The sequence below is a fragment of the Terrisphaera buseokensis genome, assembly GCF_047521145.2.
GTDB lineage: Bacteria > Verrucomicrobiota > Verrucomicrobiia > Opitutales > Opitutaceae > ER46.
This window is the reverse complement of record NZ_CM134186.1, coordinates 6,742,080-6,760,552: the sequence shown is the minus strand read 5'-3', so window position 1 is coordinate 6,760,552 and position 18,473 is coordinate 6,742,080. Positions and strand designations below refer to the sequence as shown.

The following is an 18,473-nucleotide window of genomic DNA, read 5'->3' as shown; positions in this document are numbered from 1 at the left end:
GGATCGGCGGCGCGTGCTAGTTGCGGCCGGGAGTCGCGCCGGTGATCTCGGCGAGGAGGCGGAAGAAGCCGGCCTTGCGCGGCGAGTTGATCGTCCAGTTGGCGGGGATGCTCTGGTAGCCCTCGGCGTAGCCTTCGCCCTTCATGCGGAAATCGAAATAGCCCCAGCCGCAGTATTCGCCGACGGCGGCGGTGAAATTGTTGTCGGGGACTTCGAAGTTGAAGTGGTCGTCCTCGTTGAAAAAAATCGGCTTGGGCGTGTAGCCGGCGACCTTGCGGGTGAGCTGGACCAGTTCGGCGATGCGCTTTGGGTCGCTGACGCCGTTGCCGTGGAGCAGCAGGTAGTCGGAGGAGCGGACGACGTTCTCGAGCGGGACTTTGTTGCCGCCGTAGGAGGTGCTGACCAGGAGGCGGCGTCCGTCGGGGGCTTGGGTTTTCTTCACGCGCTCGATGAGTTCGTGCACGCGTTCGGGCTGCAGAATCGCGTGGTCGTAGCTGACGTTGCATTCGTTGTTCACCTCGATGATCACGTTGCGCCAGTCGTGATCGAGGACCCAGCGGGTGGCGTGGTCGACCGCGCGGATGACTGCGGCCTCGTCAGTGATGTGCTGGTCCTGCCCGAAATAAAAGTAGCCGAGCACCACGACCATGCCGAGGTCGTCGGCGAAATCGACGATGCGCTTCAGGCGCGCCATGTAGTCGGGCCGGAGGCTGCCGTCGGCGGCGATGGCGGAGTTGCGCCAGGGTTGACTGCGGGAATAGCCCTCGGGCGAGCCGCCCTGGAGATTGATGGTAAACGACAGCAGCCCGTGCGCACGCCAGGCGGGCATCGCGGCGAGAAACTCGCGGGTGTTGCGCTCGGCGTCCCATTTCCCGGTGTCGGGATAGGCCCAGCGTGAGATCGTCTCGGGGTTCAAGTCGTCGAAGATGCCCTGCACCATGCGGGCGTTCATCATGAGGCCCTCGATCGTTTTGCCCTTCCACGTGCGGCCCTCGTAGGTCGGGCGGCCGTTGATGAAGAAGCGATCACCCTCGATGGAGACGGTGGTTTTGGGCGCGGCGGATGCGGCGCCGAGCGGCGCAATCGCGAGGAGCGAGCAGGCAAGGAGGTGGCGGAGTTTCATGGACGGGACAGGGTTGGAAGGCGGCTCAGAGATCGAAGCCGACGGTGAAAACGAAGAGCCGCGGCTCGACGCGCGCCCACGCGACGTATTCGCCGGTGGAGATCACGCGGTTGGGTACGATCGTCTCCGGTTGGAGCAGGTTGCGGACGTTGAGCTGCACGCGGTATTTCACGCCGCCGAAGTATTTCGCGGTGCCGCGGTAGTTCACGCCGAGGTCGGTGAAGAACTCGCTTTTCCCCTCGAGTTTCTGGTCGAGGTCGAAGCTCACCGTGCCATCGGGCAGCGTCTTCAGGCCGTAGCCGAGGTTGGGCGCGGAGCGGTACCGGAAGGCGAGGTTCGTGCCGAGACCGCGGAGGCGGCCTTCGGTGAACTTGTAGTCGGCGATGAAATTCCAGCGCAGCCCGCGGCCCTGGCTGCGGCCGCGTCCGTCGACGGCTTTGATGAACGCGACCGCGGAGCCGACGTCCTCGGCGTAGTAGCGGTCAAACGTCTTCGACGCCGGGTTGTTGCCGTCGAAGGGCGCAGTGGTCCACGTCCAGGTGCCGATGCTGCCGTTGCCGTCGACGTCGCGCGGATTGGTTTTGCCGCCCTCGGGGACGTTGAGCGACTGCCACACCGGCAGGCGTGCGGCCATCCACTGGAACCACTCGGTGCCGATGTTGGACTCGGTCGATTCCTGTTTCGCGGCGTTGGCCTTGAAGCTCCAGTTGCGGTTGGGCAGCCAGCTGAGATCGAGTTCATAACCCCTGGCCTCGCCGTCGAACATCACCCAGTAGTTGGCCCGGCCCTTTTCGCGGTAGCCGCCGGTGCCGGCGCCGATCACGGGGAGCTGCGGGTCGAGGGTGCGCATGGCGTTGTCGATGTTGTAGAGCTGGTCGCGCCACGGGTCGTTGAAGCCCTGGTTGCCGGCGCGGGTGGGGCCGGCGGTGTTCGTGAAGTAGCTCGCGCGCGCGATGAGTTTGCCGCCGAAGAGACCGAACGAGACGCCAGCGTCGTCGCCGAGGCCGACGGCGCCCGGGTACTCTTTGCCGAACGGATCGAAGCGGCCGATGTTGGGTTGGAACGTATCCGAACGATTGTACGTGAGCGAGGCCCAGGGCGTGACGTGGAAGACGCCGCCGAAGGTGCGGGTCAGGCCCGACTGGCTGGCGCCCCAGCCGCCGAAACGCGCGACCTCCACGCTCGGATAGAGGCCGCTCCAATCGCGCACCTGATAGCGCGGGTCGATGGTGGCACTCTTCGCGGTGTCCTTGCGGTAGCCGAAGAGCAGCACGAGGCGGTCTTTGAAGAGGTAGTTCTGCCACGCGAACATCTGCGTCTGCACCTTGGTGCGCGTGCCCTCGGGCCCGGAGCCGGTGCGGACGAGTTTCCAGCCTTCGCTGTTCTTGTACGGTGAGTCGAAGAGGTAGGCGCCCATGGGCTGGCCGGCGGCATCGGTGAAGCGCCACGTGCTGAAGAGGTCGCCGAACGGTTGGAACGCGTGGTTGCCGGCCGGGCCGCCGAGGTAGAGCCGCGTCTGGAAATCGCGCACACCGTTGGAGGCCCAGAGTTGCGCGCCGGTGCCCGTGGGCGCGCCGACCGAGCCGGTGGTATAGGTCACGCCGGGCACGGAAGGGGTCTGCTCGAGAATGCCGCGCTGAACCTGCTGCCGGCGGCTGATGGACTCGGAGCCGGAGCCGAGCAACGCGAAGCGGTTTCGCCCGAGCCATTTCAGGACGCGGTTGGAGCTGAAGCGACGGCCGAAGTCGAATTCGTAGGAGAGCGTCGCGCGCCAGTCCTCGCGATTTTCCCAGACCTCGCTGCCGGTCGAGCGGCCCTGGATATAGTAGCGGCCGGCGTTGGGATTGAGCGTGGTGCCGTCGGGCAGATAGCGGTTGGCATCGACGAAGAGCGTGCCGGGACCGAAGCCGGAGTCGGCGGTGCGCTCGTCGTAGTCTTCCTTGTTGAAGGCGAGCTCGAGGTGCAGATCGGGAGCGAGGCGCTGCTCGACGAAAACATTCAAGAGATCGGAGCGCATGCGCTGGCCGCGGCTCATGCCGTAGAGATTGGTGTCGAAGGACGACACGCGTTCGTCGCCGAGAGTGAAGGACTGGCGGTCGAGCGCCTGATAGGGATTGAGCGCGGCGGGAATATCCTGCGGCTGACGGGTGACGACGGCGTTGTTCCAGCCCCGGAAGGTGCCTTCAAGGCTGCCGCCGGCGCCGAAGAGCCAGACGGCGGGATTGCCCTGGCGGGCGAAGAGCGGGTGGTTGGCGAGGTTGGCGAGCGTGAAGTTGCCCGGGTTGGTCGCGCCGGCCGCGCGGTTGTCGAAGATGGGGCGATCCGTGGTGTAGGCGCTGCCGCGCACGGAGCCGGCGGTCTCCCAAAGCGAGATCGCATCCACGGGCGTGATGCGCGGAGCGCGGTTGCTGAAGCGCTCCACCTTCTCGCCGTGCACGGAGATCGTTGTGTGCTTGAACGGCTGCGCGGTGAGGGCGCCGTAGTAGCGGTCCTGCCGGTCGAGATTGGGTTTGGCGAAAGTCTGCGATTCCTCGGAAAGCACGGCGGCGCGAAGACCGAGTTTTCCTTTGAGGATCGGCTGGTTGAAATTCAGCGACGCGCGCCGGGAGTCTTCGGAGCTGTATTGGAGTTCGGTGGAGACGCTGCGGCGCTGGAGGCTGGCGCGCTGCAGGCTCACGTCCACGATGCCGGACGGACTGCCGAGGCCGAAGAGGATGGCGTTCGGGCCGCGGGCAATGGTGATACGGTCGAGGTTGTAGTTGTCGGTCGGCATCCCGGCCTCGAAGAAATTGCGCGAGAGAGTGGCCCCGGTGAGCCCGCGGACGCGGGTGTTGTTGCGCGGCTGGAACACGCCGAAGCCGGTGCCGTCACCGTCGACGATTTCGTCGCGGCCCTCGATGTTGGTCGAATAGATGAGCGCCTGCTCAAAGCTGTTCACGCCGAGGTCGCGCATGAAATCCATCGTCATCACCTCCATGGGCTGCGCGAGGTCCTTGAAATCAGTCTTCATGCGCGAGCCGCCGAGGGTCTGCGTCGCGACCCAGCCGGTTTCCTTGCTCTCGTCGATGACGAACGGCGAGAGCTCGACGACGGAGCCGCCGGCGGCGGTCGTGGCGGAGGTGGCCGCAGCCGGGCCCGCGGGCGGGGAGGTTGGGGTGGTTTGCGCGCGGGGTGCCAGCGGGAGAAAAAACGCCAGGAGGACGGCGGTGCAGGAGCGGAGTCTCAGGCGGGGCAGGTTCATGGCCGGGGTTGGGAACGGTGGTCTAGCGCGTGAGATCCACCACCTGGCCGGTGGCATGGGAGCGGTAGCAGGCCTCCATCAGCGCGGTGGACTTGAGGTAGTCTTCGCCGGTGTTTTCGAAAGGCGCGCCGTCGAACATGCGATCGGCAAAGTGCCGCTGGAGCGCGTAGACGCAGTCGCCCGCGAAGCCTTCGCGCGGGTGCGGATAGTCGAGGCGCCGCGACGGCTGGCCGAGGAGCTTGAGCGTGAGGTTCCCTTCGAGATCGAGCTCGAGATGGCCCTTGCTCCCGTCGAGGCGCACGGTGCCGAAGGTGTGGCGCGCATCGGCGGCGTCGGCCTCGTTGTAGCGGGAAGCGTCGAGCATCGCCGTGGCGCCGCTGGCAAAACCGCAGACGATCTGGGCGGCGTCCTCGCCCTTGATCGCGGCGTTGCGCCGTTGCAGCCGCGTGTAGACGGACGTGATTTCGCCGCCGAGATAGCGGAACGTATCTAGGAAATGGATGCCAGTCTCGTAGACGAAGAGCCGCGGGTAGGTCCGGAAAAAGGGCTGGCGCGCAAGATAGGCGTTCTCCTGCCAGCCGTCGCCCATGCGCATCCGGATGTTGATCGAGAAAAGTTCGCCGAGCGTGCCGCCGTCGAGCAGCCGGCGCATCTCGCGATACCAGGGCTGCCAGCGGAAGTTCTCGTGCACCATGAAGCGCACGCCGGCGCGACGCGCCGTCTCAACGACCGCGACGGACTCGTCCCATGTGGGCGCGAGCGGCTTCTGGCAGATGATCGCGATGCCGCGATCGGCGGCGAGGCGCACGGCTTCCAGGTGCGTCTCGGGGGGCGTGATGATATCGACGAAGTCGGGCCGCTCCGCGTCGAGCACGGCGGCGAGATCGCTCCACGCCGCGGCGCGCGGAATGCCGTGCTGCGTGGCCGCGGCGCGGGCCTTGGCGACATCGCGGTTCACCACCGCGACGATCTCGACCTCGGGGAGGCGCGACCAGGCTTCGTATTGGAAGCGGCTGAAATAACCGGCGCCGAGGCAGAGGCCGCGGAGGCGACGGGCGGGAGCGGTGGACGCGGGAGCAGGCATCAGGCGGGTAGGTCGGAGATTTTTTTCGTCGAGTCCGCGAGCATCCAGCAGCCGGCGGCGACCACGCTGCACGCGGCGACGATGTAGAAGAAGACGTTGGCGCTGCCGGTCCATAGGAGCAGCGACGGGAAGAGCGGGCCGATGATGGCGGAGCCGATGTTGCCGGCCATGTTCATCGTGCCCGAGACCTGGCCGGCGTGTTTGCCGCCGATGTCGATGCAGAACGACCACGACGGGCTCAGCACCATGTCCACCCCGAAGACCGCGAGCGACAGCCAGAAAATCGCCGGTCCGACCTCGGCCTGCCGCACGCTCATGACCATGCCGATGGCGGTGAGCGTGAAGCCGAAAATCGCGGGGAGCTTGCGCGACAGCGCGGGGCGGCCGGTGGCGTAGATGCGATCGACGAGCCAGCCGGAGACGACATTGCCGAGCGCGCCGCAGAGCAGCGGGATCATGGCGTAGAGGCCGGCGTCCGCGGAGTTCAGCTGGTAGGTGGCCTTGACGTGCGGATAGAGCCACGTGAGGCAGAAGAACGTGGTGAAGTTCGCGAAGAGGTATTGCACCATCATCAGCCACAGGCCGGCCGAACGGAACATGCGCCTGAGTGGAAGTTTGCCCGCCGGCGCGGTGTCCGTGCCGGCCTGCCGGTGAGCGACGATGTAGGCGAGTTCCTCCTTCGCAATCGTCGGGTGACTCATCGGGTCGTCGCGAAACCAGAGCCACCACGCGATCGACCAGAGGCAGCCGATGCCCATGAGCATGGCGAAGGTGAGTTTCCAACCGACCGAATCGATCGTGGTGGCGAGCACGGGCAGCGCGAACGCTGCGCCGAGACGCGAGCCCGAGAAGTTGATGCCTTTCACGAGTCCGCGCTCGCGGGTGGGTATCCAGGAATAGACCGCGCGCGCCATCCCGGGAAACGCGCCCGCCTCACCCGCGCCGAAGAGAAACCGAATGACGAGCAGCGAGGTGTAGTTCCATGCCAGCGCGCTCAGTCCGGTGAAAAGCGACCAGAGCGTGACGATCGCCGCGAGGATTTTGCGCCCACCGATCTTGTCGGCCAGCATCCCGGAGGGTGTCTGGAAAAGGGCGTATCCGATTGCAAATGACGACAGGACCCAGCCGAACTGGGTGTCGGTGAGTCCGAGTTCCTTCGTGATCGGCCCCTTGGCCGTCGAGATGCACACGCGGTCCACATAGAGGAGAACCGAGAGGAGGAACGTTCCGGTGACAACGAGCGCGCGGCGGGGCAGCATGGCGGGGTTTTCGATTTTCGCTTCCTGACTTTCGATGAGTCGGGAATCGGGCGGCGCTAGCCGCCGAGCGCTGAAGGATCGACTCCCTCGGCTGCGAACGCCCGCACCGGGCAGCCGTCGCCGCCGGCGAGCTTCAGCGGCAGCGCGACGAAGAGCACGCGCGGTTGCGTGAGTTGATCGAGATGGGCGAGGCCCTCGACGATCGTTACGCCACCCCCGAGCAGGAGGAGGTGGATGCGGGTGACCTCGGGGAGGTTGTTCACGTCGGCGACGGAGGGCGGCTCGACGCCAAGAATTTTCACGCGGTGCGCCACGCACCACTGCGCGAGGTCTTCGCCGATGCGCGGGAGACCGTCGCGGTAGATCGCCGGAACGTTGGCGTGCCGGTGCCAGTCGGTGCGGAGCAGCAGGCTTTCGCCGGCGGTAAAGGTGGCCGCGACCGGGCCTAGGTGCGCGATGGTGAGCAGCGTGCGCGGGGCGCAGGGCGCGAGGTTCACAATCGTCGCGGGCCCGAGGCATTTCTCGAGTGGCGTGGTATCGATGGTCTCGGTCCCGGCGCCGAAGTGGATCGGCGAGTCCATGTGGGTGCCGGCGTGGGAATAGAGGTGCCAGGTCGCGGCGTTCCACCCGTCGTGCGCGACGGTGAACTTCGGGTCCATCGCGACGCCGCGCTGGCCTGGAGTGAGCGGCAGAGTGAGATCGACGAGGCGTGGGATCATGGTGCCGGAGGGGTAAGAGTCGGGCGGCGGCAGGAGTGGCCGCCGATCCACGGTTGCGGGCTACGGTTTGGGGAGGACTTTTTGCGTCGGATCGGCCTCGCGCGCGGGAAGATCCGTGGGGAGGGCATGGCGCGCGAGATCGGCGGTGAGGATGCGCACCTTGCGGAAGCGGATCAGGTTCTTTTCCTGCGCGGCGTCGCCCTTGGCCGGGAAAGAATGAATCTTCAGGGCGATGGGACCGCGCGTGTAGCCGTCGTGGAGCAGGTGAGCGGTGGGGACGCCATTGACCCAGACCTTGAGCGTGCGCCCGACGGCCTCGATGCGGAAGCGCGCCCATTCGTTGAACCTGTAGGCGGAGCGCGCGCGCTCGTCGTGCTCGAGCGTCTGGAGCCAAAGCCAGTTGCGGCCGTAGTCGTCGAAAATGCCTCCGGTCCACCGCCGCGTGGGCGACGGATCGATCTTCACCTGATAACCGTGGAGGCGCACGGCGGCGTCGGCGGGGGTTTGAATGCAGCGGAAGAGGATGCCGGTGTTAAAGCCACCGGACTGGAAGCATTCGAGCTCGAGGATGAAATCGCCGAACGCCTCCTCGGTGCAGAAAAAGGTGTGCTCCGGCGTGCCGCGCAGCATGTGTCCCGTGAGCGCACCGTCCTCGACGTAGGCTGCCGCGCGCGGCTGGGCGCCCACAATTTTCCAGCCGGTGAGATCGCGACCGTTGAAGAGCGGGCGCCACGGAGCCTCGCTCGCGCTTGCGGTCAGCGTGGCGAAAAGGAGGAGGGCGGCGGCGAGTGGGTGGTTCATGGGAGGGCTTCGCAGATGAGTCGGGTGATTTCCGCGGTGCTGACATTGCCGCCCAGGTCGGCGGTGCGGTGCGAGGGATTGGCGAGCACGGTCGCGACGGCAGTCTCAATCAGCCGCGCGCCGCGACGGGTTTCGACGTGGCCGAGCCAGTCGAGCATCAACGCGACGGAGAGAATGGTCGCGATGGGATTGGCGATGCCCTTTCCGGCGATCGTCGGCGCCGTGCCGTGCGAGGGCTGGAAGACACCGTGCCGCTCCCCGAGATCGGCAGAGGGCGCCATGCCCATGCCGCCGACGAGGCCCGCGGCGAGATCGGAGAGGATGTCACCAAACATGTTCTCGGTTACGATCACGTCGAAGGTGTGCGGGCGCTGGACGAGGAACAGCGCCATTGCGTCGACATAGACCCGGTCGGTCTGCACGTCGGGAAACTCCGCTGCGACGGCATCGAACACCTGGCGGAAAAACGCCATCGACGGGAGCACGTTGGCCTTGTCGACCAGCGTGACGTGGCGGCGCCGCTGCTGCGCGAGACGGAAGGCGGCGCGGCAGATGCGCGTGGTGCCGCGCCGCGAGATGGTGAGCGTGTCGGTCTCGAATTCGCGGCCGGGCGGGCGCGGCGTGAGGCGATCGGAGAAGAGCCCCTCGCAGTTTTCACGGACGATCACGAAGTCGATCGCGGGGCCGGTGCCGCCGTAGTGTTTCAGCGGGGTGTGGCTTTCGTGGTAGAGCTTGATGGGGCGGACACCGTTGTAGAGGTCGAGTTGCTCGCGGATGTCGATCTGCGGAGTCATCTCGACCCCGTTGGGCCAGCGCACGCCGGGCAGCCCCATGGCGCCGAGCAGAATGGCATCCGCCTGACGAAACGCCGCGACGGTGGTGGCGGGCATCGGGTGGCCATTTTTCAAGTACTCGCCGGCACCGACAGCGTGGAAGTTGAGTTCGAAGCGCACGCCCGCGAGGCGAGCCTCGGTGGCGCGGAGGACGTCGAGGCTCGCGGTGATGACTTCAGGGCCAATGCCGTCGCCCGGAAGGACGGCGATGCGGATGGGGATCATGAACGGGGTGGTGGAGTGTGCCAGCGGGCGGGGGCGGCGTCCATGAGGTCGCTCACATTATTTCGGAGATTTTTAACACAAGGGCATTTTGGGGTCGCGCCGCAGTTGTGCGTGCTTTCGATGAGCGACGTGATGCAACGGCGCAAAGTGGCCCTGCTGGTCGAGACGTCGAACTCCTACGGTCGGGAGCTTTTGCACGGAGTGCGGGCGTGGGGCCGGGAGCAGCATGCGTGGTCCATGCGACTGTCGGAGCACGGGCGTGGCGCGGGGCTGCCGCCGTGGCTGAAAGCCTGGCGGGGCGACGGCATCATTGCACGGGTGGACAACGCCGTGATCGCAGCAGCGCTGCGCCGATGTCGTGCGCCGGTGGTGGACGTGAGTGCGGCGCTGGCGACGCCGGTGTTTCCGCGCGTGGTGACGGACGGTGCGGCGGCGACCCGGCTCGCGGCGGAGCATTTGCGCGAGCGGGGCCTGACAAACTTTGCCTACTGCGGCGACGCGCGCTTCCGGTGGTCGGCGCAGCGCGGACGTTTTTTCAGCGAACAGGTGAAAGCGATGGGCGCGATCGTCGCGCATTTTGTGCAGCCGGTGGCCAGGGCGGAACCGGCCCAGGCGGAGGCCGAGTATGCGGCGCTCGTCACGTGGCTGCGTGCCCTGCCAAAGCCGGTCGGCGTGCTGGCCTGCTACGACGTGCGTGGTCAGCAAGTGCTTGAGGCGTGCCATGAGGCGGGTCTGGGTGTGCCGGATGAAGTGGCGGTTATCGGCGTGCACAACGACGAGTTGTTGTGCGACCTGTGCGATCCGCCGCTGACGAGCGTGATCCCTGATGCGCGGCGCACGGGTTACGAGGCCGCAGCACTGCTCGACCAGATGATGAACGGCGCGAAAGTGCCGGTGACCACGCGGTGGATCGAGCCGGTGGGCGTCGTGGCGCGGCAGTCGACCGATGTCGTCGCGGTGGCGGACGCGCGGGTTTCGGCGGCCGTGCGTTTCATCCGCGAGCGGGCCGTGAGTGGGATTGATGTCGGGGATCTGCTGCGCGCAGTGCCGATTTCCCGCACCCTGCTGGAACGGAAGTTCAAGCAGTTGCTTGGCCACAGCCCGCACGAGCACATCCAGCGCGTGCGCATCGAGCGCGTGAAGACGCTGCTGGTGACCACCGAGCTTTCCGTCAGCGCGATCGCGGAGCGCGTAGGCGTGGAGCACCCGGAGTATTTGAGCGTGATGTTCCGGCGCGTGGTCGGTGTGTCACCCCGCGAGTTTCGCCGGCGGCAGCAGGGAAAGTAGGGCGCGGGAGACGCCGGCTGGAGACCACGGGTGAACCAGCGGGTGCTCGGACGGCATCCGCTGTCGGCGGGAAACTTCGGATTGCGGTCCGCGCCGTCCGCGTCCGTTCGTCGTTACAGTGCAGAGCGGACAAACGGCCCGTTCCAACCCGATGACCAAAACCTTATGGCACATTATCTGGTGACACTCTATCGCCCGGACGATTACGACCCGTCGACCGAGTCCGCCGCGATGGCGCGCGACATCGACGTGCTCAACGATGAGATGGTGGCCGCGGGAGTGCGGGTCTACGTCGGCGGCCTGCACCCGGCCAGCAGCGCGCAGTCGCTGCAGGCGCGGCCCGATGGCAGCGTCGTCACCACCGGCGGATCCTATCTGCAGACCACCGCGCATGTGGGTGGTCTGTGGTTGGTGGAGGCGGCGAATTTCGACGAGGCGCTCGCGTGGGGCCGCAAGGCCACCGTCGCCTGTCGCGCGCCGGTCGAGGTGCGTGCGTTTCACTGAAATTCACCATGCCCTGAGACAAAACAGAACCAGGAGGCAACCTGCATCACGGCGGATGTGCTCCGCCCGCTGCCGGTTTCAGTCGGACCCGTTGAGTGTGCGGCCGTTGCCGCCAACCCGTTTTCACGATCACCAAAAAAACCGAGAGAGGACTCCCATGAAGAAACCGAAGAACACCATCTGCCTCTGGTACGACAAGGATGCGGAGGCGGCGGCGCGCTTTTATGCCGCGACGTTTCCGAACAGCAAAGTCACCGCCGTGCACCAGGCGCCGGGTGATTTTCCGGGCGGCAGGGAAGGCGACATCCTGACGGTCGAGTTCACGGTCATGGGCATTCCCTGTCTCGGGCTCAACGGCGGACCGGTGTTCAAGCAAACCGAAGCGTTCTCGTTCCAGGTCGCCACCGACAATCAGGAGGAGACGGACCGCTACTGGAACGCGATCGTCGGCAACGGCGGCGAGGAAAGCGAGTGCGGCTGGTGCCGGGATCGCTGGGGCCTTTCTTGGCAGATCACGCCCCGCGTGCTCGCGGCAGCCATCGCCGCCGGAGGCGCCGAGGCGAAGCGGGCGTTCGCGGCGATGATGACGATGCGAAAGATCGATATCGCCCAAATCGAAGCGGCGCGGCGGGGATGATTTCTGAGTAGGAAAGAAGTAATACCAACGTCCTTTGATACTTTGATATAGGCCGCTCGCTCGAGGCGTAACTTAGCGCAAAGATGCAAAGAAGCAAAGGTCGAGCCGCTAAGGTAAATCCTGTGCTCGTACCTTTGTCCCTTTGCGTCTTTGCGCTTATCTGGGTCGCGAGCGCATAACCAGGCGACCCCGCCAAAAATCCAGTTATTACCGGCTGCTGGTATCATACCAATCGCTCTTTGCCTTTGGACTTTAGCCGTGGCTACGAGCGCCAGCGAGTGGTCGTTCGGCCACTCGCTGGCGCTCGTAGCCACGATCGATCCAGAAGTCCAAAAGCACGGAGCGATTGGTATAACGAGAGGGATCGGACAGCATCTGCGCACCGGAGCGGGGCGCGCGGTCGTTTTCAGTTTCAAGATTCAAGATCGGGGCGGGGAATCGCCCCGCCCCGTGACCCGTAGTGGCTGTGGAATCGGGTTTGACTCGGTCGCGGGTGGAGCGGCTTGCTCGGGGGCGACGCATGAATGTTCCCCGATGGCGACGGGTCCTGGGCGGGTGGGTCCTGATGGGGCTGATGTCGGAGGCGCCGGCGACGGTCTACTACGATTCGCCGCGGGCGAGCGACGCCGACAAGATCGCGACCCAGATGTTGAATGATGCGGCGTCGGGACGGTTCCGGGGGATGAACTTCGGGCGACCCTTCAACCCGTTCGACCAGATGATCGCGGATCGGGAGAACCGGCGTCGGGCGCAGTGGGCGCAATCCGAGCAGGACCGGGAGGAGGCGATCCGCCGGGTGAACGAGGCGGAAGCCGAGGAACGATACCAGCAGCAGGTGCGCGCGGCGGCGGAGCGGCGTCGGGCGGAACTGCGGGCGCAGGCCGCCCGCGAGGCGTGGCGGCGACATGTCACCGAGCTGGAGCGGGCGGTTGCGGGCGGTGATGCGACGGCACTGCTCGACCTGGGCTTGCTCGCCGAGGGAAACCGGCTGGAGCCGGGGCTGCTGCCGCTACCGGCGGGGATGGACGCCCGGTCCTATGCCCGAAGCCAGTACGAGAAAGCCTACTCTTGGGGCCTGGACCTGGCGGCGGTGGCGCTGGCGAGCTCGATGGCGGGAGAGACCCCGGGCTTTGCTTCGCTGCGGGATACGCTCGCGGCGCTTCCGGATGACGTACGACGACGGGAGCACCTGCAGGGACTGGCCGAACGCGGGCACCTCGGAGCGAACCTGGCGCTGGGCGCGTGGCATTCGGGTCGGTACATAGGACTGGGGCGACCGCCCGAAGCCGGGACGAACCCGGACGACGTCCGACAGGCAATCCGGTACCTCGACCGGGCGCGGAAGTTGAACCCAGGACTTGCCGGGCCGTGGTATGCGGAGGCGGTGCTGTCAGGGACACCCACGCCAGGAGAACGGGCGGAGGCATTGTCGATCCTCGAGCGGTTGGTGAACTCCGGCGTGGCGACGCATCCGTCGGCGGCGCCAGCCCTGGTCTTCGAGCGGCTGCGGGATGCGCGGGTGGAAGCGGACCTGGAACGACCGCGGGCCTTGATGCGCCAGATGGAGTCGGCGGATTTCCTGCGGGGACGGGCCGCGGTGGTGCGGATCCATCTGGAGGGTTTGACGGGCGAGTTTCATCCAGGCTTGGCGGCGCAGGTGTGTGGAAGGATCCCTGATCAGGGCCGATGGGCGACCTATGCCGTGCAGCGGGAGCTGGCGTTGGGCATGGATGCGTGGCTGGGTGCGGACGGGGCGAAGGACGCCCGGGAGGCGCTGGCCCGGATGGATCGGGCGGTGAAGATGTCCGCGGGGATCCAAGGCGGAGTTCTGCCGGAGCATCGGTGGCAGAAGGTCGAGGCGAGGGAGTGGCAGGCGTTCCTCCGGTTGGAAAATGGAGCGACGGGTGCGCTGGCAGCGGAGGCGAAGGAGTTGCTCGTATCGCAACGGTTGGCTGACCGGCGGTTGGGGCATCTCCTGGATTCGTACCTTGAGCTCTCGAATCGCGCGGGGACGCGGATGAGTCCGCGGAACGCGTGGGAAACGGTGGAAGCCCGATTCCTCTTCACGGCGAGGATGGCACCGGTCGAAACGTGGCTGGCGTTGCAGTGCGTCCGCCTGGCGCATGAGCGCGGGGTGGCGCCGGAGGCCGGGCCGTTCGTGCCGGAGATCCGGGCGATGTCACCGAAGGACGCACCGACGAAAGGCGCGGCGTTGCTGGCGCGGATGTACTTCACGCGGATCCATACGCGGGACGTGTCGAGCCGCAGCGGCGTGGCGACGGTGTACGCGGCCCTGGTGAAGGCGGCGTGGCGGGATCCGTCGTTGTGGCGGCAGGTCGCGGCATTGGTGGAGGCGGTGCAGATCGAGCCCTTGAGCTCCGAGCAGTGGCGGGCGGGTTGGCTGGCGCCGCTGCTGGAGAGCCACCCCGGCGCGTCGGCCGAACAGCGTTTGTGGGCGGAACAGGTGATGGCGCCGACGGATTCGGGTTGGGCAGAGTTGGCCAAGATCGAATCCCGCCGGGGTAGCCTTTCGCTCCGGGAGTTACCCGAGGTCCAGGCGATGAAGGCGAGCCTGCGGTTGCGGTTCTCGCAGGATCGGCAGGAAGCGCGGACGGCGTTCCGGCAGTTGCTGTCGCTGGGCCAGGCGGGATCGTGGCACGCGCAGGCGATGCTGGAGGAGTTCCGCGAACGCTATGGCGCAGGCTATGCGCGGCGGGATGGGCTGGCGGATTTCCGGCGCGATGTGCGCGAGTCCGCGGAATGGGTGGCGACGTGGCGGGAGAAGGGCCACGGATCCATGGGGCTCGACGCCTCGCTCCGGATGCGTGCCATCGGACGGGCGCTGGCGAACGGAAGCAGGATTTTCTCAAAGGAGACGCTCGACGTGGCAGCGCGACAAGGGGACCGCATGGCGGAACTCGCGCTGCTGGAGATCAAGGCGGCCGGCGGGCTGAACGCGGTGGATCGCGCCGACTTTGGTTGGTTGCCGGATGACCAGCGGACCCTGGTGAAGGCGGCGAAGGGCGGCGACGCCGGGGCGCGTCAGCACCTGGTGGAATCAGGTTGGATGCTTCCCGGCTTGATTGGCGTCACGCCGGATGAATGGGTGAAGCGGGCGCGGGGGCGGCTCGCGGATCGGGAGGATGCCCTGCGGTGGGTGGAGGTGGCGGAGGCGGCGCAGATCTGGCGCACGGGACGGGCCTACTGGGAACCCGGCAGCGCGGAATGGGTGGAGGGAGCGAGAGCTGTGGGCGAGGTGGCGGTGGCGGCGATGGGAACCACCGCACCCGCGGGGCGTTCGTGGAACGAACTCGGGCCGCTGCTGGAGGTCGGACTCGAAGGCGGACATGGTCCTTCGTTCGTCCCTCTTTTGATCCAACGCCAGACGGACGTGGTTTCCGCGGATCCGGTCGAACGGAACCGGCAGCGGGACCTGGTCACCGTGGAGATGTCGCGGAAGCTGCTGGAGCGGGATCCTGGGAACGTGCTGTTCCTCGAGGAGGCGGCCCGTCTCCGACTGCGGAACGAGGCGCTGTGGCCGGCCCTGATGATCGAGCTGATGTTTTATCGGGATCAGTCGGGATCGCCGACGAGCCTGCTGGAGTACATCCGCAAGTCCGCCCCGTTGGATGCTACCGGTAAACGGAACGCGTTGCAGCCCGCCGATCCGCGATTCCAGTTCGGGCGCACGGGTCAACGGTTGCTCAAGGACGCGCGGGAGAACCGGGATCCGCTGGCGGCGCGTGCCTTGCTGGATCTGGGGCTCAAGGAGAAGGCTTGGGATGGCATTCGAAAATCGCGCTGATGGAGGCGACGGATGGGAGGGATGAGGGAGACGGACCTCGGATGTCGCGGATGGGGAGGGCACGCCCCCAAGAGCTGTCATGGCTCGGACCGCCTGGCCTTTCGCGCCTCGTTGGTCGGCCCCAGGTCATCCAACCGCCGCCGGCCGCCCCATCACGCCTTGGGTTTCACCTCGCGATAATCAGCGGGGGGCGCGAACTGCGACGCCGCCACGGCGCCGGTTGAAATGCTTTTCACCTCGTCGACGATCACCAGCAGCGTGCTCTGCTTCGGCGGGGCATTTTTGTTCTGATTGCCGCTTTCCAGCTTCTTGCCCGCATCTTCCGCCGCCGTCTTGAGCGCGCTCAGGAATCCGCCGAAACCCGATTTCGGTTTCTCGGTTTTGGCCGTCTCGTCCGACTTCGCCGCCGCGGCCGCCGAGGCCGCCGCGCCCTGAAGCGCGAGTTGACGATCCAGGGTCTGGTTGACGGGGACGAGCACCACGTGGGTCGAACTGCGCAGGGAAACGCCCTGAACTTTCTGGAGTTCCTTCGCCGCGGCTTCGAAACCGTCCTTGAGCCGCGCGTCCGACGCGAACGCCGCCTGCAGACCCTGCACCTGGGAACGAAATTCGCGGCCGAGTTTTTGTGAATATAAACGATAGAACTCGGCATAGGCCTTACCTTGGGGCGCGTCCTTCGAGATCCATTGGTCGAGCAGGAACACCATGCTTCCGACCTGTTCGGTTTTTTCTCCCTCCGCCGTCGCTTCCGCGTCGAGCGTGATGGTGATGAACACCCGCTCCGCCTCGTAGCCTGCGATCGTCTCGCGGGTGCCGGGCCGGTCGACGGCCACGCGGTATTTCACGTCGACCTTGCCTTCCTTCTCCGTCTTGCCGGCTTTCGCTGCCTTCGCTTCGTCCTTCGCCTTGGCCTCCGCCGCCGACGCGCGCGCCCGTTCCATGGCCGCACTCATTTCGGCGAAGGTCATCGACGAATACGTCTTCTGCTTGTGATCGATGTTGATTACACGCTCGGCATCGAGGTCGACGATCATGCCGGACATCGTCGTGTCGGTCCGCATCTGGTGCCGCTGCAGATACGTGGTGGTGGCGACGTTGCGCAGTCTGTTGCCGGTCATCCGGGCCGCAATGCCCACGACGGAGCCGAGCGCGCCTTCGATCCGCGTGTCGACCACGCTTTGAACGGTCAGCCCCTGGCCGATCAGCTGCGCGGGCAGGAGGAGAACGATGACGATGTGCAGGGCGCGGGAGAGGCTTGGCATGGGTTCGTGGGGCTTGAGGCTGGAGGGCGTGGGGCGGTGGCGGTGCGCAGCGCTTCGGCGAGAGCGGCGGCGTTGTCGTGATGGAGGTGCCGCGGCTCTGCTCAGGCAATCCCCCGCCGGGTGCGCCGTCAACGGACATCGGCCTGCCGGAGGGCCGCCTCTTCGCGGAGCGTTGATGGGCGGGCCTTGGGCGGACGACAAAATCTCGCGTCAGACGTTGTGTCCGGTCGCGGTCAGGGCGAAAATGAACGAAGCCCGCAACCACTCGCCGCCGTGCCTGTCCGCCACGCCTGAACGGGCCGCGCCCTTGCCTGCCGACGACTGCCCCGGAATCCATTTATGTCCAAACCTAGAGCCTATTCCGTCAAAGCCTACTCGACGCCCGGGGCACAGTCCCCGTTGGCCACGTTTTCCATTTCGCGCCGGGAACCGACCGACAACGACGTCCAACTCGAGATTCTCTACTGCGGAGTCTGTCACTCCGATCTGCATTTCGCCCGCAATGAATGGGGGTTCACCCAGTACCCCGCGGTGCCGGGACACGAGATCATCGGGCGCGTGACCGCCGTGGGCGGCAAGGTGAAGAAGTTCAAGGTGGGCGACACCGTGGGAGTCGGCTGCCTCGTCGACTCCTGTCGCACGTGCCCCGACTGCCGCGCGGGCCTGGAGCAATTCTGCCCGGAGATGGTGATGACCTATGGCAGCACGGACCGGCACCTCGGCACGCCGACGCTCGGTGGATACTCGCAGGGCATCGTGGTGAGCGAGGAGTTCGTGTTGCGCATTCCGGCGAATCTCAGTCTCGCGGCGACCGCGCCGCTGCTGTGCGCGGGCATCACGACCTACTCGCCCCTGCGGCGCTGGAAGGTGGGCCCGGGCCAGAAAGTCGGCATCGTCGGTCTCGGCGGTCTCGGCCACATGGGCGTGAAGTTCGCGCGGGCGTTTGGCGCGCACGTCGTGCTCTTCACGACGTCGCCCGGCAAATCCGCCGATGCGAAGCGGCTCGGCGCGCATGACGTGGTTGTGTCGAAGGACGAGGCCCAGATGGCCGCGCACGCCGGCAGTTTCGATTTCATCCTCGATACCGTCTCGGCCAAGCACGACCTCAACGCCTACATCAATCTGCTCAAGCGCGACGGCAACCTGGTGCTCGTGGGCGCGCCGAACGAACCGCTGCCGGTCTCAGCGTTTCCGCTGATCATGCGCCGGCGCTCGTTCTCCGGCTCGTTGATCGGCGGTCTCCCGGAGACGCAGGAGATGCTCGATTTCTGCGGGCAGCACCACATCACCTCCGACATCGAGATGATTCGCATGGATCAGATCAACGAGGCCTACGAACGCATGCTGAAGAGCGACGTGAAGTACCGCTTCGTGATCGACATGGCGTCGCTCAAATAGTCCGGCTCGTCCCGTTCGCGAATCGCGGCGGGCATTCGGGTCGGTTTCGTGCTCTGGCCGCTCATCGCCGTCGGCATCGGCCTCGCGCTGCTGTATCACTACCGGCGCACACTCCTGCCGGCGAAACGCGATCTCGAAGGATTGCTGAGCGCGTACGAGTGAACGGCGGCGCCGCTTCGAGGAGAAGCGTGTGACCGCCGCAATCAAAGACTGAGCAGGAAGCCATGAAACCCGGAGAAATCCAGAGGTGCGGAACCAGGAGCCCGAACGCCCTGACCGGATTTTTCCTGGTTTC

13 protein-coding genes are annotated in these 18,473 nt (G+C 66.3%); 5 read left to right on the top strand and 8 right to left on the bottom strand.

Annotated elements, in window-relative coordinates; translation table 11 throughout:
- Positions 1-16: 16 nt before the first annotated feature.
- From ACLJEU_RS25500 to ACLJEU_RS25470, 7 genes are read right to left on the bottom strand one after another with little or no spacing between them, the layout of a single operon-like run.
- Positions 17-1,123 carry a hypothetical protein gene (locus ACLJEU_RS25500; RefSeq protein ID WP_414661182.1) on the bottom strand — a complete coding sequence of 369 codons (1,107 nt, stop codon included), beginning with the start codon at positions 1,121-1,123 and terminating at the stop codon, positions 17-19.
- 25 nt (positions 1,124-1,148) lie between these two features.
- Positions 1,149-4,364 carry a hypothetical protein gene (locus ACLJEU_RS25495; RefSeq protein ID WP_414661183.1) on the bottom strand — a complete coding sequence of 1,072 codons (3,216 nt, stop codon included), beginning with the start codon at positions 4,362-4,364 and terminating at the stop codon, positions 1,149-1,151.
- A 22-nt stretch (positions 4,365-4,386) separates the two neighbouring features.
- Complete coding sequence (locus ACLJEU_RS25490; RefSeq protein ID WP_414661184.1) at positions 4,387-5,448, bottom strand: Gfo/Idh/MocA family protein; 1,062 nt, start codon at positions 5,446-5,448, stop codon at positions 4,387-4,389.
- Complete coding sequence (locus ACLJEU_RS25485; protein ID WP_414661185.1) at positions 5,448-6,707, bottom strand: MFS transporter; 1,260 nt, start codon at positions 6,705-6,707, stop codon at positions 5,448-5,450. Before ACLJEU_RS25485 ends, ACLJEU_RS25490 begins: the two co-directional genes overlap by 1 nt.
- Positions 6,708-6,763: 56 nt before the next feature.
- Entirely contained in the window at positions 6,764-7,426 is a 663-nt protein-coding gene (locus tag ACLJEU_RS25480; protein WP_414661186.1) for a cyclase family protein, read from the bottom strand.
- A gap of 60 nt (positions 7,427-7,486) precedes the next feature.
- Positions 7,487-8,227 carry a 3-keto-disaccharide hydrolase gene (locus tag ACLJEU_RS25475; RefSeq protein WP_414661187.1) on the bottom strand — a complete coding sequence of 247 codons (741 nt, stop codon included), beginning with the start codon at positions 8,225-8,227 and terminating at the stop codon, positions 7,487-7,489.
- Positions 8,224-9,285 carry an isocitrate/isopropylmalate dehydrogenase family protein gene (locus ACLJEU_RS25470; protein WP_414661188.1) on the bottom strand — a complete coding sequence of 354 codons (1,062 nt, stop codon included), beginning with the start codon at positions 9,283-9,285 and terminating at the stop codon, positions 8,224-8,226. The genes ACLJEU_RS25475 and ACLJEU_RS25470 overlap by 4 nt, the downstream gene beginning before the upstream one ends.
- 120 nt (positions 9,286-9,405) lie before the next feature.
- Between ACLJEU_RS25470 and ACLJEU_RS25465 the strand changes: the two genes are divergently transcribed.
- From ACLJEU_RS25465 to ACLJEU_RS25450, 4 genes are all read left to right on the top strand, one after another.
- Positions 9,406-10,572 carry a XylR family transcriptional regulator gene (locus ACLJEU_RS25465; RefSeq protein ID WP_414661189.1) on the top strand — a complete coding sequence of 389 codons (1,167 nt, stop codon included), beginning with the start codon at positions 9,406-9,408 and terminating at the stop codon, positions 10,570-10,572.
- Positions 10,573-10,737: 165 nt separating this feature from the next.
- Complete coding sequence (locus ACLJEU_RS25460; RefSeq protein WP_414661190.1) at positions 10,738-11,076, top strand: YciI family protein; 339 nt, start codon at positions 10,738-10,740, stop codon at positions 11,074-11,076.
- A gap of 157 nt (positions 11,077-11,233) precedes the next feature.
- Complete coding sequence (locus ACLJEU_RS25455) at positions 11,234-11,713, top strand: VOC family protein (protein WP_414661191.1); 480 nt, start codon at positions 11,234-11,236, stop codon at positions 11,711-11,713.
- A gap of 520 nt (positions 11,714-12,233) precedes the next feature.
- Positions 12,234-15,518 carry a hypothetical protein gene (locus ACLJEU_RS25450; protein WP_414661192.1) on the top strand — a complete coding sequence of 1,095 codons (3,285 nt, stop codon included), beginning with the start codon at positions 12,234-12,236 and terminating at the stop codon, positions 15,516-15,518.
- Between the two features lie 152 nt (positions 15,519-15,670).
- On the opposite strand, the gene ACLJEU_RS25445 is transcribed toward ACLJEU_RS25450, so the two are convergent.
- Complete coding sequence (locus tag ACLJEU_RS25445) at positions 15,671-16,912, bottom strand: hypothetical protein (RefSeq protein WP_414661193.1); 1,242 nt, start codon at positions 16,910-16,912, stop codon at positions 15,671-15,673.
- A gap of 207 nt (positions 16,913-17,119) precedes the next feature.
- Here ACLJEU_RS25445 and ACLJEU_RS25440 point away from each other — a divergent pair, with 207 nt between their 5' ends.
- Complete coding sequence (locus ACLJEU_RS25440) at positions 17,120-18,178, top strand: NAD(P)-dependent alcohol dehydrogenase (protein ID WP_414661194.1); 1,059 nt, start codon at positions 17,120-17,122, stop codon at positions 18,176-18,178.
- Positions 18,179-18,473 lie beyond the last annotated feature (295 nt).